This window comes from Sphingomonas sp. NCPPB 2930 (assembly GCF_042867205.1).
GTDB lineage: Bacteria > Pseudomonadota > Alphaproteobacteria > Sphingomonadales > Sphingomonadaceae > Sphingomonas.
The window spans coordinates 62,215-88,339 of sequence record NZ_JBHZQU010000007.1; the positions used below are offsets into that span (position 1 = coordinate 62,215).

General features: G+C 67.2%; 25 protein-coding genes. 10 read left to right on the top strand and 15 right to left on the bottom strand.

The annotated features are described in order from the left end of the window. Positions 1 to 49: 49 nt before the first annotated feature. From glgB to ubiA, 4 genes are all read right to left on the bottom strand, one after another. On the bottom strand, positions 50 to 2,203 hold the full coding sequence (glgB, locus tag ACFX59_RS10075; protein ID WP_387432084.1) for a 1,4-alpha-glucan branching protein GlgB: 2,154 nt from the start codon (positions 2,201 to 2,203) through the stop codon (positions 50 to 52). Then, the gene (locus tag ACFX59_RS10080) at positions 2,200 to 4,632 is read right to left on the bottom strand and encodes a glycogen/starch/alpha-glucan phosphorylase (RefSeq protein ID WP_387432086.1); all 2,433 of its coding nucleotides are present in this window, start codon (positions 4,630 to 4,632) and stop codon (positions 2,200 to 2,202) included. The genes glgB and ACFX59_RS10080 overlap by 4 nt, the downstream gene beginning before the upstream one ends. Before the next feature lie 90 nt (positions 4,633 to 4,722). Then, complete coding sequence (locus ACFX59_RS10085; protein WP_309692582.1) at positions 4,723 to 6,033, bottom strand: Nramp family divalent metal transporter; 1,311 nt, start codon at positions 6,031 to 6,033, stop codon at positions 4,723 to 4,725. 200 nt (positions 6,034 to 6,233) lie between these two features. Beyond that, positions 6,234 to 7,142 (bottom strand): 4-hydroxybenzoate octaprenyltransferase, encoded by a 909-nt coding sequence (ubiA, locus tag ACFX59_RS10090; protein WP_387432088.1) that lies wholly within the window; start codon positions 7,140 to 7,142, stop codon positions 6,234 to 6,236. A 29-nt stretch (positions 7,143 to 7,171) separates the two neighbouring features. Between ubiA and ACFX59_RS10095 the strand changes: the two genes are divergently transcribed. Continuing rightward, positions 7,172 to 7,375: a hypothetical protein gene (locus ACFX59_RS10095; protein WP_387432091.1), complete on the top strand. Its 204-nt coding sequence runs from the start codon at positions 7,172 to 7,174 to the stop codon at positions 7,373 to 7,375. Positions 7,376 to 7,448: 73 nt separating this feature from the next. Here the strand turns inward: ACFX59_RS10095 and ACFX59_RS10100 are convergent, their stop codons facing one another. Then, on the bottom strand, positions 7,449 to 8,456 hold the full coding sequence (locus ACFX59_RS10100; RefSeq protein ID WP_387432093.1) for a glycosyltransferase: 1,008 nt from the start codon (positions 8,454 to 8,456) through the stop codon (positions 7,449 to 7,451). 125 nt (positions 8,457 to 8,581) lie between these two features. After that, entirely contained in the window at positions 8,582 to 9,349 is a 768-nt protein-coding gene (gene ppk2 / locus ACFX59_RS10105) for a polyphosphate kinase 2 (protein ID WP_387432095.1), read from the bottom strand. A 77-nt stretch (positions 9,350 to 9,426) separates the two neighbouring features. Here ppk2 and ACFX59_RS10110 point away from each other — a divergent pair, with 77 nt between their 5' ends. Together ACFX59_RS10110 and ACFX59_RS10115 are read left to right on the top strand one after the other, a co-directional pair. Further along, the gene (locus ACFX59_RS10110) at positions 9,427 to 10,170 is read left to right on the top strand and encodes a 16S rRNA (uracil(1498)-N(3))-methyltransferase (protein ID WP_387432098.1); all 744 of its coding nucleotides are present in this window, start codon (positions 9,427 to 9,429) and stop codon (positions 10,168 to 10,170) included. A 45-nt stretch (positions 10,171 to 10,215) separates the two neighbouring features. Continuing rightward, the gene (locus ACFX59_RS10115) at positions 10,216 to 11,589 is read left to right on the top strand and encodes a glutamate--cysteine ligase (RefSeq protein WP_387432100.1); all 1,374 of its coding nucleotides are present in this window, start codon (positions 10,216 to 10,218) and stop codon (positions 11,587 to 11,589) included. Between the two features lie 90 nt (positions 11,590 to 11,679). Here ACFX59_RS10115 and ACFX59_RS10120 read toward each other — a convergent pair whose 3' ends face one another. Together ACFX59_RS10120 and ACFX59_RS10125 are read right to left on the bottom strand one after the other, a co-directional pair. Then, complete coding sequence (locus ACFX59_RS10120) at positions 11,680 to 12,948, bottom strand: methyltransferase family protein (protein ID WP_387432103.1); 1,269 nt, start codon at positions 12,946 to 12,948, stop codon at positions 11,680 to 11,682. Between the two features lie 38 nt (positions 12,949 to 12,986). Continuing rightward, the gene (locus tag ACFX59_RS10125) at positions 12,987 to 13,403 is read right to left on the bottom strand and encodes a hypothetical protein (protein ID WP_387432105.1); all 417 of its coding nucleotides are present in this window, start codon (positions 13,401 to 13,403) and stop codon (positions 12,987 to 12,989) included. Positions 13,404 to 13,611: 208 nt separating this feature from the next. On the opposite strand from ACFX59_RS10125, the gene ACFX59_RS10130 reads away from it, so the two are divergent. Continuing rightward, entirely contained in the window at positions 13,612 to 13,815 is a 204-nt protein-coding gene (locus tag ACFX59_RS10130) for a hypothetical protein (RefSeq protein ID WP_387432108.1), read from the top strand. A 30-nt stretch (positions 13,816 to 13,845) separates the two neighbouring features. On the opposite strand, the gene trmB is transcribed toward ACFX59_RS10130, so the two are convergent. Next, entirely contained in the window at positions 13,846 to 14,526 is a 681-nt protein-coding gene (gene trmB / locus ACFX59_RS10135) for a tRNA (guanosine(46)-N7)-methyltransferase TrmB (protein ID WP_354294860.1), read from the bottom strand. Positions 14,527 to 14,590: 64 nt separating this feature from the next. Between trmB and ACFX59_RS10140 the strand changes: the two genes are divergently transcribed. Then, positions 14,591 to 15,400, top strand: a complete 810-nt coding sequence (locus tag ACFX59_RS10140) for a formate/nitrite transporter family protein (protein WP_387432110.1) — start codon at positions 14,591 to 14,593, stop codon at positions 15,398 to 15,400. A 49-nt stretch (positions 15,401 to 15,449) separates the two neighbouring features. Here the strand turns inward: ACFX59_RS10140 and metK are convergent, their stop codons facing one another. Together metK and lnt are read right to left on the bottom strand one after the other, a co-directional pair. Continuing rightward, positions 15,450 to 16,649, bottom strand: coding sequence for a methionine adenosyltransferase (metK, locus tag ACFX59_RS10145; RefSeq protein WP_387432112.1), 1,200 nt, complete (start codon positions 16,647 to 16,649; stop codon positions 15,450 to 15,452). Positions 16,650 to 16,690: 41 nt separating this feature from the next. Beyond that, positions 16,691 to 18,229, bottom strand: a complete 1,539-nt coding sequence (gene lnt, locus ACFX59_RS10150) for an apolipoprotein N-acyltransferase (RefSeq protein ID WP_387432114.1) — start codon at positions 18,227 to 18,229, stop codon at positions 16,691 to 16,693. 433 nt (positions 18,230 to 18,662) lie between these two features. Between lnt and ACFX59_RS10155 the strand changes: the two genes are divergently transcribed. From ACFX59_RS10155 to ACFX59_RS10165, 3 genes are read left to right on the top strand one after another with little or no spacing between them, the layout of a single operon-like run. Next, a complete protein-coding gene (locus ACFX59_RS10155; RefSeq protein WP_387432116.1) occupies positions 18,663 to 19,094 on the top strand; it encodes a VOC family protein in 432 nt (143 codons plus the stop codon). Further along, on the top strand, positions 19,091 to 19,393 hold the full coding sequence (locus tag ACFX59_RS10160; RefSeq protein WP_354294184.1) for a polyhydroxyalkanoic acid system family protein: 303 nt from the start codon (positions 19,091 to 19,093) through the stop codon (positions 19,391 to 19,393). The genes ACFX59_RS10155 and ACFX59_RS10160 overlap by 4 nt, the downstream gene beginning before the upstream one ends. 41 nt (positions 19,394 to 19,434) lie before the next feature. Next, positions 19,435 to 20,064: a LysE family translocator gene (locus tag ACFX59_RS10165; RefSeq protein WP_387432215.1), complete on the top strand. Its 630-nt coding sequence runs from the start codon at positions 19,435 to 19,437 to the stop codon at positions 20,062 to 20,064. A gap of 52 nt (positions 20,065 to 20,116) precedes the next feature. On the opposite strand, the gene ACFX59_RS10170 is transcribed toward ACFX59_RS10165, so the two are convergent. Continuing rightward, complete coding sequence (locus ACFX59_RS10170; RefSeq protein ID WP_387432118.1) at positions 20,117 to 21,448, bottom strand: PQQ-dependent sugar dehydrogenase; 1,332 nt, start codon at positions 21,446 to 21,448, stop codon at positions 20,117 to 20,119. A gap of 238 nt (positions 21,449 to 21,686) precedes the next feature. On the opposite strand from ACFX59_RS10170, the gene ACFX59_RS10175 reads away from it, so the two are divergent. Both ACFX59_RS10175 and ACFX59_RS10180 read left to right on the top strand, forming a co-directional pair. Further along, positions 21,687 to 22,520, top strand: coding sequence for a hypothetical protein (locus tag ACFX59_RS10175; protein ID WP_387432121.1), 834 nt, complete (start codon positions 21,687 to 21,689; stop codon positions 22,518 to 22,520). Positions 22,521 to 22,844: 324 nt separating this feature from the next. Beyond that, a complete protein-coding gene (locus tag ACFX59_RS10180; RefSeq protein WP_387432123.1) occupies positions 22,845 to 23,123 on the top strand; it encodes a hypothetical protein in 279 nt (92 codons plus the stop codon). A gap of 111 nt (positions 23,124 to 23,234) precedes the next feature. On the opposite strand, the gene ACFX59_RS10185 is transcribed toward ACFX59_RS10180, so the two are convergent. The 3 genes from ACFX59_RS10185 to ACFX59_RS10195 form a co-directional block, all read right to left on the bottom strand. After that, complete coding sequence (locus ACFX59_RS10185) at positions 23,235 to 24,140, bottom strand: hemolysin family protein (protein ID WP_387432125.1); 906 nt, start codon at positions 24,138 to 24,140, stop codon at positions 23,235 to 23,237. A gap of 9 nt (positions 24,141 to 24,149) precedes the next feature. Further along, complete coding sequence (ybeY, locus tag ACFX59_RS10190; RefSeq protein ID WP_387432127.1) at positions 24,150 to 24,665, bottom strand: rRNA maturation RNase YbeY; 516 nt, start codon at positions 24,663 to 24,665, stop codon at positions 24,150 to 24,152. Between the two features lie 93 nt (positions 24,666 to 24,758). Continuing rightward, positions 24,759 to 25,757: a PhoH family protein gene (locus ACFX59_RS10195; RefSeq protein ID WP_307102852.1), complete on the bottom strand. Its 999-nt coding sequence runs from the start codon at positions 25,755 to 25,757 to the stop codon at positions 24,759 to 24,761. Between the last annotated feature and the right edge of the window lie 368 nt (positions 25,758 to 26,125).

Here is a 26,125-nt window from a genome sequence, read left to right on the forward strand (position 1 = left end):
GCAACGCGCCGGCCACGCGTTGATATTCGTGAAAAGGTCTAAATCTGGATCATCCGTCGAACCGCAGGATGACGGTGGCGAGCGGCGGCAGGGTGATCCAGGCCGCGCCGTCGCTGGCATCCACGCCCCCCATATTGCCCAGCCCCGATCCCCAATATTGCGCCGCGTCGGAGTTCAGCACCTCGGTCCAGCGGCCGTCATGCGGCAGCGGCAGGCGATAGGGCGCGCGGGCGACCGGGGTCATGTTGGCGACGACCGCGACCGGCTTCTCGCCCGGCGCCTTGCGCAGCCAGGCGAAGACCGAATGCGCGCTGTCGTCGGCGACCAGCCATTCGAACCCCTCGGGCTCGCAATCGCGGGCGTGGAGCGCGGGCGTCTCGCGGTAGAGATGGTTGAGGTCGCGGACCAGCGAGCGGACGCCCTCATGCGCATGGCTGGTGCGCAGATGCCAGTCGAGCGCGCGCGCCTCCGACCATTCCTCGCGCTGGGCGAATTCCTGGCCCATGAACAGCAGCTTCTTGCCGGGATAGCCCCACATGAAGGCGTAATAGGCGCGCAGATTGGCGAATTTCTGCCAATCGTCGCCCGCCATCTTGGTCAACAGGCTGCCCTTGCCGTGCACCACCTCGTCATGGCTGAGCGGCAGGACGAAATTCTCGTCGAATGCGTAATGCAGCCCGAACAGGATCTCGCCATGATGGTGCCGCCGATGCACCGGCTCGCGCGCCATATATTGGAGCGTGTCGTGCATGAAGCCCATGTTCCACTTGAACCCGAAGCCCAGCCCACCGTCATGCGCGGGGGCGGAGACGCCGGGCCAGGCGGTCGATTCCTCGGCCACGGTGAAGACGCCGGGATGCTGGCCGTACACCTGTCGGTTGACCTGGCGGAGAAACTCGACCGCTTCCCAATTCTCGCGGCCGCCCTGTTCGTTGGGCACCCATTCGCCGTCCTTGCGGCTGTAATCGCGGTACAGCATCGAGGCGACGGCATCCACGCGCAGGCCGTCGATATGGTAACGCTCGGGCCAGAAGAGCGCGTTGTTGACCAGGAAGCTCGAAACCTCGCGCCGCCCGAAATTATAGATGGCGGTGTTCCAGTCGGGGTGGAAACCCTGGCGCGGGTCCTCATGCTCGTAGAGTGCGGTGCCGTCGAAATGCGACAGGCCGTGCGCGTCGGTGGGGAAGTGCGCGGGCACCCAGTCGAGGATCACGCCGATCCCGGCCCGGTGCGCGCCGTCGACGAAGCGCGAAAACCCCTCCACATCGCCGAACCGCGCCGAGGGGGCGTAGAGGCCGGTCGTCTGATAGCCCCAGCTGGGGTCGTAAGGATGCTCGGAAATGGGCAGGAATTCGATATGGGTGAACCCCATCTCGACCACATAGGGGATCAGCCGGTCGGCCAGCGCGTCCCAGCCGAGATACCAGCCATTCTCGTCGCGGTCCCAGGATCCGGCATGGACCTCATAGATGCTGATCGGCACGCGGCGCGGATCGACGCCCGCCCAATGCTCGCGATGCTCCTTGTCCTGCCAGCGATGCTCGGGCGGGGCGGTGGTGATCGAGGCGGTCTTGGGGCGGAGTTCGGCGGCGAAGGCGAAGGGGTCGGCCTTCATCGGCTGTTCGGCGCCGTGGGGCCCGTGGATCGCGAACTTGTAGGCGCGCCCCTCGCCGATATCGGGGATGAAGATTTCCCAGACGCCGACATCCAGGCGGCGGCGCATGACATGGCGGCCGGGGTTCCAGTCGTTGAAGTCGCCGACCACCGCCACCCGCTCGGCATTGGGGGCCCAGACCGCGAAGTGGACGCCCGCCACGCCCTGATGCTCGATCAGGTGCGCGCCCATCTTGTCATAGAGGCGGAAGTGATTGCCTTCGCCCATCAGGAAATCGTCGAGCGGCCCCAGCACCGGGCCGAAGCTGTAGGGATCGGTGATCCACCATTCCGCGCCGTGTCCGCTGGCGCAATATTTGACCGGCTGCGGCTCGCCCGTCACCGCGCCCTCGAACAGCCCGCGCGCATCGACCTGCTTCAGTTCGCCCAGCCGGTTGCCCGCCAGGTCGAAGGCGGTCACCCGTTCCGCCCCCGGCACCACGGCGCGAAGGAACGTGCCGCCCGGTCCCTGATGAGGTCCCAGCAACGCGAAGGGATCGGCGTTGCGGCCCTCGATCAGGGCTTCCAGAGCGGCACGGGGTGGCTTCACATCACGTTCCAGATTTCCTCGGCATATTGCCGGATGGTGCGATCGGAGGAGAACCATCCGACTTTCGCGACATTGTGGATGGCCGAGGTCGCCCAGCCCGCCTGGTCCTGCCAGCGGGCATCGACCTGGCGCTGCGCGGCGGCATAGGCATCGAAATCGGCGGCGACCATGAACCAGTCGCCGTCATACAGCCCGCCCATCAGCCCGGCATAACGGCCGGGATCGTCGGGCGAGAACACGCCCGAGGCGATGGCGGAGACGGCCTGGCGCAGTTCCGGGCTGTTCTCGATCACCTCGCGCGGATTGTAACCGTCGCGGCGCTTGGCGGCGACCTCGTCGGCGGTCAGGCCGAAGATGACGATATGATCGTCGCCGACATGCTCCTTGATCTCGACATTGGCGCCGTCGAGCGTACCGATGGTCAGCGCGCCATTGAGCGCGAACTTCATGTTGCCGGTGCCGGACGCCTCCATCCCCGCGGTCGAGATCTGCTCGGACAGGTCGGCGGCCGGGATGATCTTCTCGGCCAGGCTGACATTGTAGTTGGGCACGAAGCCGACCTTCAGCAGATGTCCGACGCTGGGGTCCGAATTTACGCGGCGGGCGACGTCGTTGGCCAGTTTGATGACCAGCTTGGCATTGTGATAGCTCGACGCCGCCTTGCCCGCGAACAGCTTGACGCGCGGCGTCCAGTCGCGCTCCGGATGGCTGCGAATCTGGTCGTAGAGCGCTACCGTCTCGATGATGTTCAGCAACTGGCGCTTATATTCGTGGATGCGTTTGATCTGGACGTCGAACAGCGCATCGGGGTCCACACGCAACCCGGTCGACTCTTTGAGATAATTTGCCAGCCCCACCTTGTTGGAACGTTTGATGGCAAGAAACCGTTCCCTGAAATTCGCGTCGTCCGCAAATTCCGTGAGCGCTATCAGTTTTTCCGCGTCATCCTCGAAGCCTGGCCCGATCGCCTCGCGGATCAGTGCGGTCAGCTGCGGGTTGCATTGCTGCAACCAGCGGCGCGGGGTGATGCCGTTGGTCTTGTTGTTGATCCGCGTCGGATAGAGGTGGTGCAGGTCGGCGAAGACCGTCTTCTTCATCAATTCGGTATGCAGCGCGGCGACGCCGTTGACGCTGTGGCTGCCCGCAAAGGCCAGGTTCGCCATGCGCACCCGGCGCTCGCCGCTCTCGTCGATCAGGCTGATCGCGGCGATGGCGCGGTCGTCCACGCCTTCCATCGCCCGCGCCTCGCGCAGCAGCTTGGCGTTGATCGCATAGATCAGCTGCATGTGGCGCGGCAGCAGCCGCTCGAACAGGTGCAGCGGCCAGCTTTCCAGCGCCTCGGGCAGCAGCGTGTGGTTGGTATAGCCGAAGGTGCGGCGGGTGATGTCCCACGCCTGTTCGAACCCCAGGTCGTGATGATCGATCAGCAGCCGCATCAGCTCGGCGACCGACACTGCCGGATGGGTGTCGTTCAGCTGGATCGCCGCCTTGTCGGGCAGGGTGCGGATGTCGTGGAAATACTGGATATGCCGCCGGACGATGTCCTGGATCGAGGCGGAGGAGAAGAAATATTCCTGCCGCAGCCGCAGTTCCTGGCCGGCGGGCGAGCTGTCCGAGGGGTAGAGGATGCGGACCAGCGTCTCCGCCGCCAACTGCCCCGCCAGCGCGCCGGTATAATCGCCCGCGTTGAACCGATCGAGCCGGATGGGGTCGATCGCCTGCGCGGTCCATAGCCGCAGCGTGTTGACCCGCTTGCCGCGCCAGCCGACGACGGGGGTGTCGACCGCGATCGCCTCGATCGCCTCGCCCGGCTTCCAGTGGACCGCGCCCGTCTCGGTGCCCACCACCTCGCCGCCGAAGCCGACGAAATAGGCGCTCTCGCGACGTTCGAACTCCCAGGGGTTGCCGTGGCTCAGCCAGGTCTCGGGCAGCTCGACCTGCCAGCCATCGTCGATCCGCTGGCGGAACATGCCGTTCACATAGCGGATGCCATAGCCGTAAGCGGGCAGGTCGAGGCTGGCGAGGCTTTCCATGAAGCACGCCGCCAGCCGTCCCAGGCCGCCATTGCCCAGCGCGGCGTCGGGTTCCATCTCCTCCAGATCGGCCAGGTCGACGCCCAGCGACTGGAGCGCGCCCGCGACCTGCGCCATCACCCCCAGATTGGACAAAGCGTCGCGCAGGAGCCGCCCGATCAGGAATTCCAAGCTGAGATAATAGACTCGCTTGGCGCCCGCCGCATGCGCTTCGCGGGTGGACGCCATCCAGCGTTCGATGATGTCGTTGCGCACGGTCAGGATGGTCGCGGCCAGCCAGTCGTGGCGGCGGGCATTGGCGGCATCCTTGCCGATCCGGTGGACCAGCGTGTCGACGATCGCATCGGCCAGCGGCCCGGTATCGTCGACGTGCAGGGTGGTGATGGTGGTCGTCATTGATTCGGCGATCCCTGTGTCCCAGTTCTCGCCAGATTAACGGGGCCCGATCCGAAGTCACGCGCCAACCTCTCGCCACCGCGAAACCATTCAGCCGGTGGCGATTCCCCATAGCAGGGTGAGGTTGAGGACGATGATCGTCGCCGCGATGATCCAGGCCAGGATGCGCAGCCAGACCGGGCTGGCGAACGGCCCCATCATGGCCTTGTTCGCGGTGAAGCGGACCAGCGGCACCACGGCGAAGGGCAGTTGCAGGCTGAGGATCACCTGGCTGAGCACGAGGAGCCTGGTCGCCCCCGCCTGGCCGCTGGCGCCGACGACCAGCACGGCGGGAATGATCGCGAGACCGCGGGTGATCAGCCGCCGCAGCCAGGGCGCGAGCCGGAGGTCGAGGAAACCCTCCATCACGATCTGCCCCGCCAGCGTCCCCGTCACGGTCGAATTCTGGCCCGAGGCGAGCAGCGCCACGCCGAACACCACGCTCGCCGCGCCCGCACCCAGCATGGGGGCGAGCAGGCGATAGGCCTGGTCGATCTCGGCGACGTCGGTGCGGCCCGCGACATGGAAGGTCGCCGCCGCCACGATCAGGATCGCGGCATTGATGAAGAAGGCGAAGAACAGCGCCACCGTGCTGTCGATCGTCGCCATCTTTATGGCGTCGCGCTTGCCCTCGGTCGTCAGGCCGAAGGCGCGGGTCTGCACCACCGAGGAGTGGAGGTAGAGATTGTGCGGCATCACCGTCGCGCCGAGGATGCCGATGGCGATGTACAGCATCGCCGGATCGGTCACGATCCGCGTCGTGGGCACGAACCCCGCCAGCACCGCGCCGGGATCGGGGCGCGAGGCGATCAGCTCATAGAGGAAGCAGCCGCCGATGATGAGGAGGAGCGCGATGATGAACGCCTCGACCTTGCGGAAGCCGTAACGCTGGAGCGCGAGGATCAGGAAGACGTCGAATCCGGTAATCAGCACGCCCCAGACCAGCGGCAGGTCGAACAGCAGTTGCAACGCGATGGCGGTGCCCAGCACCTCGGCCAGGTCGCAGGCGATGATCGCGATCTCGCACAGCAGCCACAGGATGCGAGAGACCGGCTTGGAATAGGCCGCCCGGCACGCCTGCGCCAGGTCCAGCCCGGCGGCGATGCCCAGCCGCGCCGACAGCGCCTGGAGGATCATCGCCATGATGTTGGACAGCAGGATGACCGACAGCAGCGCATAGCCATAGGCCGATCCGCCCGCGATGTCGGTCGCCCAGTTGCCGGGGTCCATATAGCCGACCGCGACCAGATAGCCCGGCCCCGCAAAGGCGAACAACCGCCGCAGGAAGGACGCGCCTTCCGGAATGGCGATCGAACGATGGCTTTCGGCAAGCGAGCGGGTGGCGGGCGTGGCTACGGTCATCGACCTTCAGATGTGACGGAGTTTCCGCAACGCGACAACCCGCCAAAGCGTTGCGCTGGGTAAGTTTGGCGAGGGTTTTCAATTCCTCCCCTGCAAGGGGAGGTGGCAGGGCGAAGCCCTGACGGAGGGGTGTCGCGCTACCGAGAGGGGGACACCCCTCCGACGCGCTGCGCGCGCCACCTCCCCTTGCAGGGGAGGAATCAGAGGGACGACCCCACCACCGCACAGGCCAGCGCCATCAGCAGCCCGGCGAAGCGGTTCGACCGGAACCGGTACAGCGCCCCGGCGCCGTCATCGGGCGTCAGCGTCGCGACCTGCCACCCCAGATGCAGCGCCACCGGCACCAGCGCGGCGACCGCCAGCACGTCCGGCCGCACCAGCCAGATCGCCCCCGCCCAGCACAGCAGCGCCACCGCATAGAAGGCGCCCACGCCCGGCTTCACATAGGCCCCCATGCGCAGTGCCGAGGAACGCACGCCGATCAGCGCATCGTCCTCGCGGTCCTGCAGCGCATAGATGGTGTCATAGCCGATCACCCAGGCGATCGACCCGGCATAGAGCAGCCAGAGCGGCGCGGAGAGCGCGCCCGCCACCTCGGCCCAGCCGACCAGCGCGGCCCAGCTGAACACCATGCCCAGCCAGGCCTGCGGCCACCAGGTGATCCGCTTCATGAAGGGATAGGCAGCGACGGGCGCCAGGCTGGCGAGCGCGACGATGGCGGCCAGCGGGCGCAGCTGCACCAGCACGACCAGCCCGATCAGGCAGAGCGCGACCAGCCAGATCGCGGCCAGCTTCACCGATACCAGGCCGGAGGGGATGGGCCGCGCACGGGTTCGGGCGACCTGCGCGTCGAGGTCGCGGTCGACAATGTCGTTAAAGACGCAGCCCGCGCCGCGCATCGCGATCGAGCCGAGCAGGAACCACAGGATCAGCGGCCAGCGATCCGGCAGGCCGCCCGCCAGCGCGATCGCCCAGACGCCGGGCCAGAACAACAGCCACCAGCCGATCGGCCGGTCGAACCGGGCCAGCAGCGCCAGCCCGCGCAGGCGGGGCGGCAACCGCCCGACCAGTCCCTTATGCTCGCTATCGGGTACGATCTCGATGGTCATTCGCATCGCCTATGGGGGCGACCCGTGGCGTGCAAGCCCGTTCGCGGCTATCCTGCGTCGGTGATCCTCCCGTCATCTTCCGTTTCATGATCGGCCTGTCGGTCGCGGTCGGCCGCTTCGTCGAGGCCCTGTTCTGGGCGATCCTGCGCGTGGCGGGGATGGTGGGCGGCGTCGTACTGGCCGTGGCGCTCGCCCTCGCGCTGGCCTGGTGGCTGATCCGGCGGCGGCGCTAGGGCCGATCCCTTCCTTCCCTCGCCCCTGGACAGGGGAGAGGGAAGAAGGGGCAATACTGAATGTCGATCCGCCTTAGGCCGCCAGCGTCGCCAGTTGCGAGCGGACGATGTCGAGGCTCTGCTGCGCCAGATGGCTGCCGCGCCCGGCGACGCTGCCGTCCAGATCGGGACGCTCGCCGATGGCGAGACAGCGTTCCCATGCGCTTTGCGCGAGGGGCAGCCAATGGCCGATCGCCTGTGCCGGATCGGCCATCGCCTGGTCGAACAGCACATCCCCCAGCACATAGAAATAATCGGGCGACTCGGGCCATTGTCCGAATTCGGCATCGGCCAGCGCCACCGCATCGGGCAGCCGCCCCGCGCAGGAGAGGAGCGGGATGGCGGCGGTGACCAGGGCATGGCGCCATCCCGCCTCGCGCGGGGCCGTCGCCAGCGCGCGCATCACATAATCGCATGCCATCGGCAGGTCGCGGCGCGCCTGGGCCTCCATGCCGAACTGGAACATCAGATAGGGATTGTTCGGCTGCTCGGCGAGTTCGCGCAGCAGCAGCGCATAGTTGCGGTCGCGCTTCCTGGCCTTCTGGGCGGCAAGATAGCCGTCATGGCCGATGTGCAGCGGGATGCGCGCCTGGGGAGCGAGGGAGACGACCTGTTCGTGGACCCGCCCTTCGTAACGGGCGCCGCGCGGCAGCAATCGCGGAATCCAGCAGCGCGTCGGGTCGGCGCTGCCCTCCACGGCATTCTCGATACAGGCAAAGCCCAGCCTCGGCGGCCCGGCGCACCAGCGGCGCAGTCGCTTGCCGCCGTCGCGAATCCACTCGTCGGCGTCGAGCACCAAGTTCCAGTCGGCGTCGGCCAGGTCCAGCACATGGTTGCGCGCGGCGGCGAAGTCGTCGGGCCAGGGCAGGTGATACACCTCCGCCCCCGCCGCCTGGGCGATGGCGACGGTGTCGTCGGTCGACCCGGTGTCGAGCACCACCATGCGGTCGACCCAGGGGGCGATGCTCGACAGGCAGCGGGCGATGCAGCGCGCTTCGTTCCGAGCGATCAGCGTCGCGGCGATCCGCGGGGAGGAAGGCATTGGGGTCGATCCTCGATGAGGGCGTTTGCCGGGATAAAGCCATGTCTTGGTAAAGATCGGCCTAAGAGGCTGTCCGAAAACGTCCCGCGGTCACGCGTCCGGGGCACCGGCTCGCGCCCCGCCGCCTATCGCGCCAGCCGATCATCCTCCAGCGCGGCCATGTCGAACGCGAACAGCAGTTCGGGGTCGGGCGCGTCGACCGTGTCGGCGATTTTGGCGGGCGCGATGCGGTGGAGGATATGGCGGATGATCGCGATCCGCGCGTCCTTCTTGTCGTCGGCGCGCACCACATGCCACGGCGCGAAGGGGGTGTGGGTGCGAGTCAGCATCGTGTCGCGCGCCGCCGAATATTCGGCCCATTTGGCCTGTGCGACCTTGTCCATGTCGGACACCTTCAGCGCCTTGAGCGGATCGGTGCGCCTGGCCTCCAGCCGTTCGGCCTGCTCCTTCTTCGAGATGTCGAGCCAGATCTTGACCAGCCGGATGCCGCTTTCGACCAGCATCCGTTCGAAATCGGGCGCGTCGCGCAGGAACGCCTCCTGCTCGGTGGCGGTGGAAAAGCCCATCACGACCTCGACGCCGGCGCGGTTGTACCAACTGCGGTTGAAGATCACGATCTCGCCCGCCGCGGGCAGATGCGCGACATAGCGCTGGAAATACCATTGGGTGCGTTCGCGGTCGGACGGCTTGGGCAGCGCGACGACGCGGGTCGCGCGGACCGAGAGATGTTCGGTGATCCGCTTGATCGTCCCGTCCTTGCCCGCGCCGTCGCGGCCCTCCAGCACGATGACGACACGCTCGTCCGATTGGGCGTCCGAGGCCATCATCGCCATCTGGGTGCGGACCAGTGCCAGTTGCAGCGACTCGAGTTCTTCCTGGTAATGCTTGCCCATTCGTGCCTCCTTGGCATGAAGAAACACCCGAAACCGCAAAAGTGGCAAGCCGCGCGCGAGCCGTGTAAGCGGACCCCATGCCCGCTACTCCCGCCTGGCCGCCGCAATCCACGCCCCGCCTGTTCGTCGACCAGATGCTGGGCGAGGGGCCGATCCGCATCGACGGACCCGCCGCGCATTATCTGGTCTCGGTGATGCGCACCAAGGTCGGCGATCCGGTCAAGCTGTTCGACGACCGGACCGGCGAATGGCTGGGCGTCGCGGCCTCGGTCGGCAAGCGCGACCTGACGCTGGACGTGACCGAATTGCTGCGTGTGCGCGAGGCGGTGCCCGATCTGTGGCTGTGCGCCGCGCCGCTGAAGAAGGGGCGGGTCGACTGGCTGGCCGAAAAGGCGTGCGAGCTGGGCGTGGCGCGGCTGGTCCCCGTCGTCACCCGCCGCACCGTGGTCGACAAGCCCAATACCGAGCGGCTGCGCGCGCACATGATCGAGGCGGCCGAGCAATGCGGCCGCACCGCGCTTCCCCAAGTGGCCGAGCCGGTGAAGCTGCCCGCGCTGCTGCGCGACTGGCCCGAAGGCCGCGCGCTGTTCTTCGCCGACGAGACGGGCGGCGTGCCCGCGCTGGAGGCGATGCGCGCGCATGACGGCCCGGCGGCGATCCTGATCGGGCCGGAGGGCGGCTTCGACGCCGAGGAGCGTGCGGCGATCCGCGCGCATCCGGGCGCGATCGGCATCGGCCTGGGGCCGCGTATCCTGCGCGCCGACACGGCGGCGGCGGCGGCGGTGTCCCTCTGGATGGCGGCGGCGGGCGACTGGCGTTGATTCAGCCTATGGCGTCTCCGCGCGCGCCCGCGTAAGGCGCGGTTCATGAGCACCAAGACCGCGAGCACCGCCAAGGGCGCCATCATCGAGTCGCGCGATCAGCTGATCGCAAGCTTTGCCCGCGGCGAGAAGCCGAGCGACCGCTGGCGGATCGGCACCGAGCACGAGAAGTTCGTCTATGCGCTGGGCGATCATCATGCCCCCTCCTATGACGAGGCGTCGGGCATCCGTGCGCTGCTGGGGCAGCTCGAACAATATGGCTGGGCCCCGGTCCTGGAGGGCGGCAACGTCATCGCGCTGACCGGCGCGGACGGTTCGATCAGCCTGGAGCCCGCCGGACAGTTCGAGCTGTCGGGCGCGCCGCTCGACAATCTGCACCAGACCTGTGCCGAGACGGGCCGCCATTTGCAACAGGTGAAGGCGGCGGGCGACACGCTGGGCTTGGGCTTTCTGGGCCTGGGCATGTGGCCCGACAAGACCCGCGCCGAGCTGCCGATCATGCCCAAGGGGCGCTATGCGATCATGCTGCGCCACATGCCGCGTGTCGGCTCGCTCGGGCTCGACATGATGCTGCGGACCTCGACCATCCAGGTGAACCTGGATTACGCGTCCGAGGCCGACATGGTGAAGAAGTTCCGCGTCGGGCTGGCGTTGCAGCCGCTGGCGACCGCGCTGTTCGCCAATTCGCCCTTCACGGAAGGCAAGCCCAACGGCAAGCTGTCCTTCCGCAGCCATATCTGGTCGGACACCGACCCCGCGCGCACCGGCATGCTGCCCTTCGTGTTCGAGAACGGGTTCGGCTATGAGCGTTATGCCGACTATGCGCTCGATGTGCCGATGTACTTCGTCTACCGCGACGGCAAATATATCGACGCGGCCGGGCTGTCCTTCCGCGATTTCCTGAAGGGCGAGCTGTCGGTCCTGCCGGGCGAGCGGCCGACGATCGACGACTGGAACGACCATCTGTCGACCGCCTTCCCCGAGGTGCGGTTGAAGACCTTCCTCGAGATGCGCGGGGCCGATGGCGGTCCCTGGAACCGCATCTGCGCGCTGCCCGCGCTGTGGGTCGGATTGCTGTACGACGATGCGGCGCTCGATGCGGCCTGGGATCTGGTCAAGGGCTGGTCGCTGGACGAGCGGCAGGCGCTGCGCGACGCGGTGCCCGAGCTGGCGCTGGATGCCCCGCTGCCGGGCGGCGGGCGGCTGCGCGACATTGCGGGCGAGGTGCTCGACATCGCCCATGCCGGGTTGGCGGCGCGCGGGCGGCTGAACGGGGCGGGAGATAACGAGACCGGCTTCCTCGACCCGCTGCGCGAGATCGTCCGCTCGGGCAAGGTGCCCGCGCAGGTGCTGCTCGATCGCTATCACGGCGAATGGGGCGGGGACATCTCGCGGGTCTATGGCGAGGCGAGCTTCTGAGGGAGTCGCCTGGGCTTCGACTTCGCTCAGCCTGAACGGATCACAGGGAAAAACCTCCGTTCAGCCTGAGCGAAGTCGAAGGCCAAGGGCTCAACCCCGCCCCGAAACCCACCGAAAGAAACGCGGCACCAGCCCGTACCGCGCCATCCAGTCATCATAATCCCGATACGCCGGATCGGCCGACAGATGCCGCTCCTCGGTTTTCGCGCGCCAATAATAGATCCCGCTGACCACGCCGAGCAGCAGCGTGCTGCGCATCGCATCCCCCCAGCTTCCGGTCGACAGGACGGGCACGGTCGCGATCCACCAGAAGATGTTCTTCGACAGATAGGCCGGATGCCGCGACACCGCATAGGGGCCATGGGTCAGGATGCCCCGGTGCGTCAGGTTGGAGAAGCGAAGCCCGAACGCCACCGTCGCCCAGGCATAGATGGCGGTCAGCGCCACCAGCACTGCACCGATCGCGGCCAGCACCACCGGATGCCCGGCGAACCAATGGCTCCACGGCGCGGTGCCGGGTCGATAGTCGAGCGGTCCGCCATCGGTCATCAGGATCGTCGGCGGGTAGCAGATCAGCGCCGCCATCCACGCCGCCGCATAGGGATTGGCCGAGCGGATATGCGCATCGAGCGGTCGCATGGTCAGCATATAACCGACCGTCGCAAAGGCCACGTCGATCAGGAACATCAGCGTGATCAGCCAGTTGGCCAGCGCCACCGGATCGCGCATCAGGGTCGGCAGGTCGCCGTCGACAAAGGCGGCAAATCCCCCCGGAACCACCCCCAGCATGAAGGCTAGGAAAAAGGTCTTCACCCCCCAGGCGCGCAGATGCGCATGGATGGCGGGCCACGCAAAGCCCTTCTGCCCGGTCAGCCAGGCCCCCAGCATCCACGCACCGTCCCTGGGCTCGACCAGCCGCCGGTCGAGCCACAGGACATAGGGGATCGACCCCAGGAACAGCACGGGCGCCAGCCATCCCAGGCACCACATGGCAAAGGCGAAGCTGCCCTGCCAATAGAAGCGGAACGTCATGTAGACCAGCGCGATACCCGCAAAGGTCGCCCAGAAACCGGCCAGCTTGGTCAGGCTGATGTCCAGCGTCTCGCGGGGCTTGCGCACATTGGCCCAGTCGATCCCGGTCGAGGGGTTGCGATGCACCCGATCGACCAGCAGCGACCACAGGATCATCGGCACCGCCACGGCGACCAGATGGGTCAGCGCGGCATAGGGCCCGTCAAGATGGCGGTGCCAGGCAAAGCCGAGCCAGGCCAGCGATCCCGCCAGTCCCGCCAGCCCCACGCCGTGCCCGACCGCCGAGGCGGGGCGGGCGGGGCGGGGCGGGGCGGCGGCTTCGGACATCAGGCGGGCACCCCTAGCGCAATTTGGTAAGCGAGGCGTTAGGCCGGATCGACCTCGGGCTCCGTTTCCAGGATTCGCCGGATCTCATCCTGTTCGATCCCGAACGCCGCAGCCAGTCCGCCCAGCGACGCGCCCCGCTTGGCCAGTTCGCGAATCCGCCCCTCATCGACCAGCGTGGCATAGCCGCGCGTGTCGCGTTGCTCGCGCACCACGTCCTTGCGACCCGAGGTGCGGTGGCGCTTGGCGGCGGCGGCGTGCGGATCGCGCGCGGCGGCGGCCATTTCCTGCTCGCGCCGGGCGGTCCGCTCGGCCTCGCGCGCGGCCGTGTCGCGCACGCGATTGGCCATGCGGGCCTCCATCCGGTCGGCCATGATCGCGGCCCGCTCGCCCGCCCGGGCTTCGCGCGCCTTCGCACGGGCGGCCGCCCGTTCCTCCAGACTGTCGTTCGTACGCACGCGCAATCCACCGCGCGGTGGGGACACGCCCCAGCTGTCATCGACCAAGATTCAGGCTTTCCACCATCATATCCGCGCCCGGCTCTATAGCGCCACGCCCCCGTCGTGCCAGTCCCGATCGGCGAACCCGTAACGGCGGCATGCGACGAGGCAACCGCAACGCGATCCGCTTGTTATCTCCGATAATAATCCAGGATGGGAGGATGCGATGGACCCGATGTTCGACCCGGATCTGATCGAATATATGGACGATGCGACCCTGCTGACCGCGCTGGCCACCATCGCGGTCGCGCCGGAGCGCGGCGACCGCACCGTCATCCTCGCCGAGATTGCCCGGCGCGACCTTGGGCCGCTGACGGTCTCGCGCGACGTGGCGCCGACCACGCCGATGATCGCCGAACTGCGCGCCTGACCGCCCAAGGCCATCAGGCGCGCGCCGCCGTCACTGGCGGATATACCGGAAATACCACACCTCATGCCCCTGCCGCCGGGCCTTGCGCTCGTAACGGGTTTCGGGCCAGTCGGCGGGGCGGGTGAGGAAGTCGGCGGGGGTCTGCGCCTGCCAGGTGAAGTCGGCCCGCGCGTTCATGATCATCATCGACCAGTGGCAATAGGTCGGATCGTCGGTGCCCAGCCGGAATTCGCCGCCCGATTTCAGCTTGCGGGCGATGGTGTCGAGCGGACCGTGGTTCATCATCCGGCGCTTGGCGTGGCGGGCCTTGGGCCAGGGATCGGGATGGAGCAGGTACACGCGGTCGAGGCTGGCATCGGGCAGCCGCTCGATCACCTCCAGCGCGTCGCCCATGTGCAGGCGGACATTGGTCAGGTCGCGGTCGCGGATATGACCCAGCGCGCCGACCACCCCGTTCAGGAACGGCTCGCAGCCGATAAAGCCGGTGCCCGGCGTCGCCTCGGCCTGGCCCGCCAGATGCTCGCCCGCGCCGAAGCCGATCTCGACCTGGAGCGGGCGCGCGTCGCCGAACAGCCGCACGGCGTCGAGCGGGCCGTCCTCGGGCACGCTGAGGGTGGGCAGCATGTCCTCGACCAGCGCGGCCTGACCTTGGCGTAGCTTATGGCCCTGTCGCCGGCCATAGAGGCGGCGGATCGTCGTCGGATCGTTCATCGCGCGCCCTTAGCGCGGGGAGGGGGCGGGAGCCAAGACCGTGCGCGCGCGTTGCTGGCGGGGAATGGATCAGGATGACAGCAAAGCCGAGGGCAAGGCGCAGAAAGCCGCCGATGCCAAGGATCTCCACCGTGCGGTGCGCGAGGCGGGGGAGAGCGAACTCGACCGCCCCGCGGGCGCGCTGTTCTGGTCGGGGCTGGCGGCGGGAATCGCGATCCACAGCTCGCTGATCGCCGAGGGCGCGCTGCATGCGGGTTTGCCCGAGGCACCGTGGCGCGAGCTGGTTACGGCGCTCGGCTATCCGGTCGGGTTCCTCGTCGTGATCCTGGGGCGGATGCAGCTGTTCACCGAGAGCACGATCACCGCGATGCTGCCGCTGGTGACCAGGCCATCGGGCTGGGCGTTGCAGCGGACGCTGCGATTGTGGGGGATCGTGCTGTTCGCCAATCTGATCGGCACCGCGCTCGCCGCCGGGATGGTCGCGGGCGGGGCGCTGGGCAATCCCGAGATTCGCGCGGCGATGATCGCGGTGTCGGCGGGCATTCTGGACCTGAACGGGTGGCAGACGTTCATCAACGCCATCCCCGCCGGTTTCCTGATCGCGGTGGTCGCCTGGATCCTGCCCAATGGCCGGAACCAGGCCTTCTGGATCATCCTGGCGATCACCTATGTCATCGCCATCGCCGGATTCAGCCATTCGATCGTCGGCGCGGACGAGACGTTCCTGCTGGTCTTCACCGGGAAGGTCACGATCGAACAGGCCGTGTTCGGGCTGATGCTTCCGGCGATCCTCGGCAATCTGGTCGGCGGGGCGGGCCTGTTCACGCTGCTGGCGCATGGCCAGGTGCAGGGCGAGACGCCGGACCAGCCATAAAAAAAGGGGAGCCTAAGCTCCCCTTTTCCGTCATCGGTCGGTGATCGGATCAGGCGACGGCGCCCTTGATCCGGTCGACCAGATCGGTCTTTTCCCAGGTGAATAGCGCGCCTTCGGCTTCGCGGCCGAAATGCCCGTAAGCGGCGGTCTTGGAATAGATCGGCGCGTTGAGCTTCAGGTGCTCGCGAATGCCCTTGGGCGTCAGGCGAACCAGCTTGGGAAGGGCGGCCTCCAGCTTGGCCTCCTCGACGGTGCCGGTGCCGTGCAGGTCGACATAGACCGACAGCGGCTCGGCGACGCCGATCGCATAGGACAGCTGGATGGTGCAGCGCTTGGCCAGGCCCGCCGCGACGACGTTCTTGGCGAGGTAGCGCGCGACGTAAGCCGCCGAGCGGTCGACCTTGGTCGGGTCCTTGCCGCTGAACGCGCCGCCGCCATGGGGCGCCGCGCCGCCGTACGTATCGACGATGATCTTGCGGCCGGTCAGGCCGGCGTCACCGTCCGGGCCGCCGATTTCGAACAGGCCGGTCGGGTTGACGTAGATCTGCTTGTCGTCGGGCAGCCAGCCTTCGGGCAGGATTTCGGTCAGCACCGACTTCACATAGTCGCGAAGCTTGGCCTGGCCCGCCTCGTTCGACAGCTCGGCCGAATGCTGGGTCGACACGACGATCGCGGTCGCGCGGACCGGCACGCCGTTTTCGTACTGGAGCGTCACCTGGCTCTTGGCGTCGGGCTCCAGGAAGGGGGCCGCGCCGGAGTGGCGGTCGGCCGCCATCTTTTCCAGGATCTTGTGGCTGTAATAGAGGGTGGCGGGCATCAGGCCGGGGGTCTCGTCGGTCGCGTAACCGAACATGATGCCCTGGTCGCCGGCGCCTTCGTCCTTGTTGCCGCTCTCGTCCACGCCCATCGCGATATGCGCCGACTGGCCGTGCAGGTTGTTCGAGAAGTCGAAATTCGCCCAGTGGAAGCCCGATTGTTCATAGCCGATCCGCTTGACGGTATCGCGCACGGTCTGCTCGATCTCTTCCAGCGCGCCTTCGGCCCACTGATCGTTCTCGAACACGCCCTTGCAGCGGATCTCGCCCGCCAGTACGACCTTGTTGGTGGTGGTCAGCGTCTCGCACGCGATGCGCGCTTCGGCATCCTTGGACAGGAACAGGTCGACGATCGCGTCGCTGATCTGGTCGGCGACCTTGTCGGGGTGACCTTCGGAAACCGATTCCGAGGTGAAGATGTACGAGTTCCGCATTCTCGTCCTCATAAGGATATAAAGATAGCTTTATATCGGTCCTAGCGGGCGCGGCGGCGGATGGCAACGCCGATCGCGGCCAGCGCCGCCGCGATGGCCAGCGCCAGCATGTTGCCGATCCGCGAAAAGGGCGTCGGCGGCAGGGCAGCGGGCAGCGGGGCCTGCGCCGCGCCGGTCACCAGATGCGGGACGGTCGCGACCAACCGGCCGTCGGCGGCGATGATCGCGGAGATGCCGTTGGGCGTGGCGCGCAGGATGGGCAGCCCTTCCTCGATCGCGCGCATCCGCGCCTGCGCCAGATGCTGCGGCGGGCCCCAGCGGCCGAACCAGGCGTCGTTGGACGGGTTGAAGAGCAGGCGCGGACGATGCGCCTCGTCCACCACCTGGCCCGAGAAGATGATCTCGTAGCAGAGCTGCACCCCGACCGGCCCGAAATTCGGGACGCGCAGGTTACGGGGGCCGGGGCCCGCGCTGAAATCCATGTCGCCGGGGACGAGCCGCGCCAGGCCCAGCGGCTTGAGCAGCCAGGGCATGGGCAGATATTCGCCATAGGGCACCAGATGCGCCTTGTCATAGCGGCCGGTGATCCGCGCCGCCGGGCTGATCGCGAAGACGCTGTTGGTCGCGCTGACCACCCGCCGACGATCGGACGAGAAGTTCAGCGCGGTGCCACCGACCAGCGCCGTATCGCGCGGGCCCAGCACGCTGGCGATCCGGCGCCGATCCCAGAAGGGCGGGGCATAGTTGAACCCGAAATAGGCCCATTCGGGATAGCCGTCCTCGATCATGTCGCGCACCACGCCCTCGGGCCAGACGACCAGGCGCGGGCGGGGACCGGGGCGGCCCGACAGCGCGATCAGCCGTTCGAGCATCTCCGGCCCGTCGCTCTCGCCGCGCTGGTCCTGGCTGACATTGGGCTGGACGACGCGGACCAGCGGCGCATCGGCACCGGGCTCGGGCGCGCGGGTAAGCGGGGCGGACAGGGCGGCGAGCGCGGTCGCGGGCACCATCGCCGCGGCCGGACGCCAGTCCCTGCGCAGCGCCAGCCAGATCGCCCCCGCCAGCAGCACGGTCAGCCCCGACAGCGCAAAGGTGCCGACATAGGCGCTCATCCGCGCCACGCCGATCACCGGCAGCCAGACGACCGACACCGGGTCCCAGGCATAGCCGGTGAACAGCCGCGCGCGCAGATATTCGGTCGCGATCCAGGCCGCGGCGAAGATCAGGACGTAGGCCGTGTCGGCCCGTCGCTCGCGAAACCGCCACGCCACGCCCGCCGCCGCCATCGGAAACACCGCGAGATACAGCGCGAGGCCGACCGCCGCGAAATAACCCAGCACCGGCGGCATCTTGTCCTGAAAGTCGAAGGCGTGCTGGAACCAGTTGTTGTTGACGGTGAAATGCCCGACCCCGAACGCCCAGCCGCGCCACAGCGCCGCCCGCATGGTCGGCGCGTCCTGCACCAGCGCGAGCAGGACGATCAGCCCGGCCAGCATCAGCGGCCAGAGGTCGAGCGGGGCAAAGCCGCAGGCGGCGACGGCCCCGGCGATCAGGGCGAGGAGGGCGGGATAGCGGGTCACGGCGGCAGGATATGGCGCGTGGCCATGACAGGAGCAATGCGGGAGTTCGCAATCCTCGCGGCTCACGGGGAGGGGACAGCGCGATGCGCTGACGGAGGGGGGCAAGGACGTCCTAAGGGCTGATCGACATGCAACGATGCCTTATCCTTCCCTCGCCCCTCGCAGAGGGGAGAGGGTTGCGCAGACTTGGTCTTTGCGAAAGCAAAGGCTTAGTCGGAGCTGGGTGAGGGGTGCATGCGCGCAGCGCGCGAGCCTTTGGGCTCGTTCAACCCTTCACCCACGCCGCTAACCCTCTGCCCTGTCCAGGGGAGAGGAGAAGAAGGCTCAATCGTGAATGTCGATCCGACTCCTCCACCCCGCTGCGTATGTGCAAGCGAGCCGTGCCGGGGAGGAAAGGGTGGCAAAACGGACCCTGCCTCCCTAGCTTCCCTCCATGACCCTGCGCCCCTTCCACCTCGCCTTTCCGGTCCACGACCTGGCCGCCGCCCGCCATTTCTATGGCGAGATTCTCGGCTGTGCCGAGGGGCGTTCGAGCGATCACTGGATCGACTTCGACCTGTTCGGGCATCAGATCGTCGCGCATCTCGACCCCGCCGCACAGCCGGTCGCGGTGGAGAATGCGGTCGACGGCCATCAGGTGCCGGTGCCGCATTTCGGCGTCGTGCTGACCATGGCCGACTGGCAGGCGCTGGCCGCACGGGTCGAGGCAGCGGGCGTGACGTTCGGCATCGCGCCCTATGTCCGCTTCCGGGGCCAGCCCGGCGAGCAGGCGACGATGTTCTTCCGCGACCCCAGCGGCAATGCGCTGGAGTTCAAGGCCTTTGCCGATGATAAGATGCTGTTCGCCACGGAGATGCCCGCATGACCGCGCCCATTTCGCTCGATATCCCGCACAAGCTCGGCAAGGAGGGCGTCCGTCAGCGGCTGGACGGCGGCATCGGCAAGATCGGCCGGATGATCCCCGGCGGCGCCACGGTCGAGCATCGCTGGGACGGCGACACGATGCACTTCACCGTCGGCGCGATGGGCCAGACCATCGGCGCGGAGGCGACCGTCTATGACGACAAGGTCCATGCGGTGGTGAACCTGCCCGCCTTCCTGTCGCTGTTTTCCAGCCAGCTGGAGGCGGTCATCCGGTCGGAGGCGCCCAAGCTGCTGAAGTAAGGGGGCCCGCACGGGTCCATCGGGGGAAAGAGGGGGGAATGATGGCACTGCATACATGGTGGCTCTTCGTCGGGGCCGTGTTCCTCCTGTCGGGCACGCCCGGTCCCAACATGCTGCACATCATGACCCGGTCGGTCGATATGGGGCTGAGGCGCAGCACGGCCGCCATGGCGGGATGCCTGAGCGCGGTGGTGATCGTGTTGGCCGCGTCCGCCGCGGGGCTGACGACCCTGCTGCTGGCGCTGCCCGGCGCGTTCGAGGTGATCCGCTATGCGGGCGTCGCCTATCTGCTGTTCCTGGGGATCAAGACGTGGCGCGCGGACGTCGCGCCGGTCGATGTCGGTGACGGCGCGATCCTGCCCAGCCTGTCGCACCGCGCGGTCTTTCGCGGCGGCTTCCTGATCGGGATCAGCAACCCCAAGCTGATCTTGTTCGCCGTCGCCTTCCTGCCCCAGTTCATCAATCCCGCCAGAGCCCAGATGCCGCAATTCGCGATCCTGGTCGCCACCTTCGCGGTGATCGAGGGGCTGTGGTATGCGGTCTATGCCCTCGGCGGGCGTTCGCTGTCGCGCTATCTGGGCAGGCCGTCGGTGAAGCGCGCCTTCAACCGCCTGACGGGTGCGATCTTCATGGGCTTCGGCCTGGCGCTCCTGAAGGTGAAACCCGCCTGAGCAGGCCCTGAGCGGGAGGGCGGGGCCCGGACTGACCGGCCCCCTCCGGACCTTATTGGGCGGCGTGGACCTTCCATACGACATTGCCGACATCGTCCGCCACCAACAGTCCGCCCGTCGCCTTGTCGACGATCACGCCGACGGGGCGTCCCTGCGCCTCGCCCTTGGCGTTGAGGAAGCCGGTGACGACATCGACCGGCTTCACCCCCGGCACCGGAAAGCCGTTCGCGGCGAACGGCACGAACACGACCTTGTAGCCCGAGGGCGGCTTGCGGTTCCACGAACCATGCTCGCCGACGAACACGCCCTGTGCGAAGCGGTCGCCCAGCTTGGCCCCCTGTGCGAAGGTCAGGCCCAGCGCCGCGACGTGCGGCCCCAGCGCATAGTCGGGGCGCTTCACATATTGCTGGAGCGCGGGGTTGGCGGGCTGGACCCGGTCGTCGGGATAGCCGCCCCAATAATACCAGGGCCAGCCGAACTGGTCGCCGAACTCGACCTGCGTCAGATAGTCGGGCGCCAGGTCCGAGCCGAGCATGTCGCGCTCGTTGACCACGGTCCACAGCCGTCCGTTCTGCGGGTTCAGCGCCATGCCGTTCGGGTTGCGCAGGCCCGAGGCATAGATCCGCCAATTCTTGTCCTTGGGCCAGACCTGCAGGATGGCGGCGCGGTATTTCTCGGCCTCCATGCCGTTCTCGGCGACGTTGCTGGCCGATCCGACCGAGACGAACAGCGTCTGGCCGTCGCCCGAGGCGATGACGTTGCGCGCCCAGTGGTTGCCCGCCGGGTTCAGTGGGACGACCTTTTCGGGGCGCGCGGTGATCCTGGTCTCGCCGTCGCGATACGGCACGCGCACCAGAGCATCGGTGTTGCCGATGTACAGATAGCCGTCGAACAGCACCATGCCGAAGGGCGAGTTCAGCCCGGTCAGGAACGGCGTCTTCAGATCGGCCACGCCGTCGCCATTGGTATCGCGCAGCAGGGTGATCCGGTTGGCCGACGGCACCGCCGCGCCCGCCCGGCCGAGGAAGAAGTTCATGACCCGCTGCACGATCCCGCCATTGGGCCGGGGCGGCGAGTTGGTTTCGGCCACCAGCACGTCGCCATTGGGCAGTTCGTACAGCCAGCGCGGATGGTCGAGCCCGCTCGCAAAGGCCTGGATCGCCAGCCCCGGCGCCACGCTCGGCTTGGCCCCGTTCGCCCAGCCCACCGGCTTGGCGATGTCGACGGTCGGGATCACCTGTTCACGCGGTGCCCCGATGGTCGGCTGCTTGCCCGCCACCTGCTCGACGCTCAGCCGGGCCGTGTCGGGCCAGGCCAGCCAGACGACGATGGCGATGCCGATCAGGACGATGATGCCGGATACGATCAGGACGTGTTTGCGCATCCATCGAGGATAAGCGGGGCCGCGTGCGGGGGGAAGGCACTAAGGCGACGCGTGCCCAATTTTTCGCGGGCGGAGGGAAGGCGTGTCAGGGTTGCTGACAGATTCGGGAACAGCCTGTTGATAGGATGTTACGAGACGAACCAATATCCAAGCAATTCCAGTACTTCTGGAAAGTATTCGCAAAATGTAAAATTTCCTATCATAACAGGATCGGCTCAAACCTATCGGGGGTAATCGAGTGTTCAAGATATTCATGCTGGCCGTCGCGGCGTTTGCGCTGCCGACCGTGCAAGCATCCGCTTCCACTCAGGATAAATCCAATGCCCAGGCGACCGAAAAGACCGGTCAATCGGGTGAAGTCGTCGTCCAGGGCAGCAACGATCGCAACGCGCCGCCGCCGCCGGGGATCAACAAGGTGATTACCGGGCAAAGCTTTGCGATCGTGGCCGACCGTTCCGCCCGATTCGCCAAATGCGCGAAAAATCTCGATGCCAAGATGCTTGGTCCCCTGATCGATGGCGACATGAACAGCGCGCCGCAGACCTATGCGCTTGACCGGATCATCCGGGCGAACAGCGGATGCTATTCGGACCTGCCCTTTGCCAGCGCGCCGCCACAGTTGGGGGAGTGCAATCCCGTCGCGCAGCAGGACATCGTGACCTGCCGCAACCTGTACGATCGTGGTGCGCTGCTCGAAGAGGCGATGGCACGCTATGCCCCCGATGCCACGCTGAGCGAAGCGGACGTGAACAATCCGGCGATCCAGCAGCGGCTGAACATGCGTGAGGCGGGGCGCAACGCCCGGCGCATTCCGAGCGATCGGCTGTTGTTCCAGATCGGCATCTGCATGACCCGGCTGCGCCCCGATCTGGTGACCCGCATGGTCCAGGCGCATGGCAATCCCGCCTTGCAGGAGCGTCTGACCCTGATGGTGCTCGATCAGGCCCGCCCGTGCGTCGGCAATGCCAAGAAGGTGACCATGGAGCCGATCCAGCTGCGCTATTATCTGGACGACGCCTTTTACCGCTGGGTCGTGGCGGCACGCGACGTGGGTACGCTGCTCGAATCGTGATTTGGCCGCCGACGCCTTGGGGAGCACGTCGACGGCCGTCGAAGGCGCGAAATGTCAGGGAGTTTATTTCGCGCCTTCGAATCTAGAAGCTTGGGCTTCGATCATCCTGAACGATGTAGGGGTTTCCCGCGCGCCGTTCTGATCGTGTTGGCATTCATAAGCGAGCTGGCTTGACCGGCATAACGCATTAAAACGACTTCAGTGATCGAGTGGCTGATTTTTCTTCGGCGGCCTAGGTAGATCCGAAACGAATGCGAGAGTCATTGCGTACGACCTGACCAAGCCTAGCATCCCCATGCCACAGGCATGTTCAGGGAGGCCAAGATGACGAAGATTGTGCTGTCCATTCCAGGGTTCGCCGCACTGGCGACGGTTGCCATCGCGGGGGCGGCCACGCCGGCGCTGGCACGGCCGACCTGTCAGCAGGAGGTGGAGATCCGGTGTTCAGGCTATGACTTTGCCGGTCAGCCGCGCCTGGACATCCATTACTCCAGCTATGAGCAATGCGTCGAAAGCGAAACGGCGGCACGATGCACCACACCGCGCGATGGTTCGGAGACTGCCAACCTGATGCGTTTCCGATCCCCGCAGGCGCGGGGATGAACAGGAGCGGTTTGCCGGGGCGTCCGGCAAACCGCCCACCGTATCGCCGTGGTGAAGGGGGACTGACCAGGTCCTCGCAGCGCAGACCCGCCGATCCCCGTCAGGCGCGGATCACTCCTCCGCCGCCGCCACCGCGGGATGCAGGCGCAGGCGGTGGATGCGGCGTTCGTCGGCCTCCGTCACCTCGATCCGCCAGCCGCTGGGATGGTCGAGGCACGTGCCGACCGGCGGCACCTGTCCCGCCATCACCGCGGTCAGGCCGCCCAGCGTGTCGACATCGTCCTCCGCCTCTTCGAGCGCGGGGTCGACGGTGCGCGCGACCTCCTCCAGCCCGACCCGCGCATCGGCGTCCCAGGCCCCGCCGTCGAGCGGCACCAGCAGCGCCTGCGGCGCCTCGTCATGCTCGTCCTCGATCTCGCCGACGATCTCCTCGATCAGGTCCTCGATGGTGACGAGCCCCTCGGTGCCCGAATATTCGTCGAGCACCACCGCCAGATGCACCCGCTTCTGGCGCATGTCGGCGAGCAGATCGAGCGCGCCGCGCGACATCGGCACATAGAGCGGATCGCGGATCAGCCCGGCCAGGGTGGCGGGATGCTCCGCACCGGTCGCCAGGATGTTGAACACGTCCTTGATGTGGACCATGCCGATGATCTGGTCGAGCGTCTCGCGATAGACGGGCAGGCGGCTATGCCCGGCCTCGGCAAAGATCTGGACGAGATGGTCGAAGGTCGTCCGCTCTTCGATGGCGATGATGTCGGCACGGGGGACGCCCACATCGCCCGCGTCGCGCTCGCCGAAATGCAGGAGGTTGCGCACCATCTGCCGCTCCAGCGGGGTCAGGTCGCCCTTGGCGTCGGGGCCGGGATCGTCCTCGTGCCGGTCGATCGCCTCTTCCAGCTGGTCGCGCAGCGATTCTTCCTGATCGCCGCCGAAGATCAGGGATTTCAGCCCCTGCCAGATACCGGATTCGTGGGAGTCACCGTTGCCGGTGCTGCTACTGGGGCCGTCGGCCATCGGGGGGTGTCAGTCCTCGCGTATCAGATAGGGGTCGGCGATGCCGAGGCTGGCCAGCGCGTCGCGCTCGATCGCTTCCATCGCTTCGGCCTCGTCATCCTGCATATGGTCATAGCCTAGCAGATGAAGCACGCCGTGCACCAGCAGATGAGTCGCATGGGTTTCGGTCGCGATCCCGCGTTCGACCGCCTCGGCGACGCACACGCCATGCGCCAGCACGATGTCGCCCAGCAGCACCTCGCCATCGTCCGAATTCTGCGTGACCGTCTCGATCAGGTCGGGCTGGACCATCGGGAAGGACAGGACGTTGGTCGACTTGTCTTTCTGTCGGTACTGGCGGTTGAGCGCATGCACCTCGTCATCGCTGGTCAGCCGGACCGAGATCTCGATGATCGCGGGCGTGGTCAGCAGGGGGCCATGCGGCGTCCGCTCGATCGCGGCACGGGCGGCGCGGGTGGCGAGCGCGGTCCACTGGTCCTCGTCGCCGGACCAGGGCTCTTCATGGATCAGCGCAATTTCGATCATCGGGGCCTTTCAGGGGCGGCGGGGGCGGTCGGACGGTAAATCGCCGCCCCCTATCAACAGTTCCGGCGTTACGCCAACGAAAGGACGAGGCCGTCAGGCATTCGGCCCCTCATAGGCATCGACGATCCGCCCGACGATGGGATGGCGCACCACGTCGGCGGCGGTGAAGCGGCTCATCGCGATTCCCTCCACGCCCTCCAGGCGCCGCACCGCATCCGCCAGGCCCGAGGCCGCGACGCCGCCGGGCAAATCGACCTGGTTGGGATCGCCGCAGATCACCATCCGGCTGTTCTGGCCGAAGCGGGTCAGGAACATCTTCATCTGCGCAGGGGTGGTGTTCTGCGCCTCATCGAGGATGACGAAGGCATCGGCCAGCGTCCGGCCGCGCATGAAGGCGATCGGCGCGATCTCGATCTCGCCGCTGGCGATCCGCCGCTCCACCTGCTCGGCGGGCAGGCAGTCGTAGAGCGCGTCGTAGAGCGGACGGAGATAGGGATCGACCTTCTCCTTCATGTCGCCGGGCAGGAAGCCCAGCCGTTCGCCCGCCTCGACCGCCGGGCGCGACAGGATCAGCCGCTGGACCGATCCGGTGATGAGCTGCGCGACCGCCTGCGCCACCGCGACATAGGTCTTGCCGGTGCCCGCCGGCCCGAGCGCGAAGATCATGTCGTTGGACACGAGCTGCTTCATGTAATGCGCCTGGGCGGGCGTGCGCGGGACGATCGTCTTCTTGCGCGTGCGGATCATGATCGGCGGGGCGGACGTCCGCTCGGCGCTGAGAATGCCGTCGAGCGTCGGCTCGGAGGCCATCGCGATCGCGGCGTCGACCAGGCCGGTGTCGACCTCCTCGCCGCGCTGGATACGGGCATAGAGGTCGTTCAGCACGTCGCGGGCCAGCGCCACCTGCTCCGAGGTCCCCTCCAGCCCGACGCGGTTGCCGCGCGCGGTGATGTAGACGCCCAATCGATTTTCCAACGCGACCAGATTGCGGTCATATTGGCCGAACAGCTGCGCCAGCACTTGCGGCTTGTCGAAGCTGAGTTCCGCCCGGCTGCGTTCACCGGCCTGGGCGGGGAGGGGCTTGCGGCTCATGCGGTCCTTTCACCGTCTGTTGTCCCGCCAAGATGGGATGGCGGGGCACGGAACGCCAGCGAAATTGCATGACATAGGTGTGTCGGCGGGACGGTTTTTCGCGCGCAGAGGCGCGGAGGACGCAGAGAAGAAGAGCATTCCCTCGCGATCGGGAGACCCTCTTCTTCCTCTGCGCTCTCTGCGCCTCTGCGCGATCAGGAAGATTTGGTTCGCGCGGAGACGCGGAGGCGCGGAGAGTGCGCATCCAGCCGCGATCTCGGCCTGTTAGCCATTCGCCATGGAAAAGGTCTTCCGGTCGCGAGGGCTGAGTGAAGCATCAGCGGGCGAGACATCTCCGCGCCTCCGCGTCTCCGCGCGAACAATCATCT

Excerpts from the sequence above, each read along its gene's own strand:
- ACFX59_RS10080 (WP_387432086.1), bottom strand. The coding sequence starts at position 4,632 with ATGACGACCACCATCACCACCCTGCACGTCGACGATACCGGGCCGCTG.
- ACFX59_RS10085 (WP_309692582.1), bottom strand. The coding sequence starts at position 6,033 with ATGACCGTAGCCACGCCCGCCACCCGCTCGCTTGCCGAAAGCCATCGT.
- ubiA (WP_387432088.1), bottom strand. The coding sequence starts at position 7,142 with ATGACCATCGAGATCGTACCCGATAGCGAGCATAAGGGACTGGTCGGG.
- ACFX59_RS10100 (WP_387432093.1), bottom strand. The coding sequence starts at position 8,456 with ATGCCTTCCTCCCCGCGGATCGCCGCGACGCTGATCGCTCGGAACGAA.
- ppk2 (WP_387432095.1), bottom strand. The coding sequence starts at position 9,349 with ATGGGCAAGCATTACCAGGAAGAACTCGAGTCGCTGCAACTGGCACTG.
- ACFX59_RS10110 (WP_387432098.1), top strand. The coding sequence starts at position 9,427 with ATGCCCGCTACTCCCGCCTGGCCGCCGCAATCCACGCCCCGCCTGTTC.
- ACFX59_RS10115 (WP_387432100.1), top strand. The coding sequence starts at position 10,216 with ATGAGCACCAAGACCGCGAGCACCGCCAAGGGCGCCATCATCGAGTCG.
- ACFX59_RS10120 (WP_387432103.1), bottom strand. The coding sequence starts at position 12,948 with ATGTCCGAAGCCGCCGCCCCGCCCCGCCCCGCCCGCCCCGCCTCGGCG.
- ACFX59_RS10130 (WP_387432108.1), top strand. The coding sequence starts at position 13,612 with ATGGACCCGATGTTCGACCCGGATCTGATCGAATATATGGACGATGCG.
- trmB (WP_354294860.1), bottom strand. The coding sequence starts at position 14,526 with ATGAACGATCCGACGACGATCCGCCGCCTCTATGGCCGGCGACAGGGC.
- ACFX59_RS10140 (WP_387432110.1), top strand. The coding sequence starts at position 14,591 with ATGGATCAGGATGACAGCAAAGCCGAGGGCAAGGCGCAGAAAGCCGCC.
- metK (WP_387432112.1), bottom strand. The coding sequence starts at position 16,649 with ATGCGGAACTCGTACATCTTCACCTCGGAATCGGTTTCCGAAGGTCAC.
- ACFX59_RS10155 (WP_387432116.1), top strand. The coding sequence starts at position 18,663 with ATGACCCTGCGCCCCTTCCACCTCGCCTTTCCGGTCCACGACCTGGCC.
- ACFX59_RS10160 (WP_354294184.1), top strand. The coding sequence starts at position 19,091 with ATGACCGCGCCCATTTCGCTCGATATCCCGCACAAGCTCGGCAAGGAG.
- ACFX59_RS10165 (WP_387432215.1), top strand. The coding sequence starts at position 19,435 with ATGGCACTGCATACATGGTGGCTCTTCGTCGGGGCCGTGTTCCTCCTG.
- ACFX59_RS10170 (WP_387432118.1), bottom strand. The coding sequence starts at position 21,448 with ATGCGCAAACACGTCCTGATCGTATCCGGCATCATCGTCCTGATCGGC.
- ACFX59_RS10180 (WP_387432123.1), top strand. The coding sequence starts at position 22,845 with ATGACGAAGATTGTGCTGTCCATTCCAGGGTTCGCCGCACTGGCGACG.
- ACFX59_RS10185 (WP_387432125.1), bottom strand. The coding sequence starts at position 24,140 with ATGGCCGACGGCCCCAGTAGCAGCACCGGCAACGGTGACTCCCACGAA.
- ybeY (WP_387432127.1), bottom strand. The coding sequence starts at position 24,665 with ATGATCGAAATTGCGCTGATCCATGAAGAGCCCTGGTCCGGCGACGAG.
- ACFX59_RS10195 (WP_307102852.1), bottom strand. The coding sequence starts at position 25,757 with ATGAGCCGCAAGCCCCTCCCCGCCCAGGCCGGTGAACGCAGCCGGGCG.